Genomic DNA, 350 nt, shown 5'->3' on the forward strand with positions numbered 1-350 from the left:
CCAAGGGAGCCATCCGCGATGTCGTCAAGGCGCTGGGCCTGCCGGAGGACGTGATCAAGGCGCTGTCATCTGGCATGTGGTCCTGGTCGGAAGAAATTCCCGACCGAAACATCAGGGAACTCAATCTCAACCCGGACGACCGGCGCTTAGCGCTCACCCTGAAACTGGCACAGCAGCTGATGGGCGCGCCGCGTCATCTCGGCCAGCACCCCGGCGGCTTTGTCCTCACCCATGACCGGCTGGACGATCTTGTACCGATCGAGCCGGCGACGATGAAAGACCGGCAGATCATCGAATGGGACAAGGACGATGTCGAGGCTCTGAAGTTCATGAAGGTGGATGTCTTGGCG

The 350-nt window shown here is 60.9% G+C and carries 1 pseudogene; it reads left to right on the plus strand.

The window, feature by feature from the left end:
- Positions 1 to 350: pseudogene (gene dnaE2 / locus AF337_RS03055) on the plus strand (error-prone DNA polymerase); the annotation flags it as partial.

It is taken from the genome of Rhizobium ecuadorense, from assembly GCF_001187535.1.
Lineage (GTDB): Bacteria > Pseudomonadota > Alphaproteobacteria > Rhizobiales > Rhizobiaceae > Rhizobium > Rhizobium ecuadorense.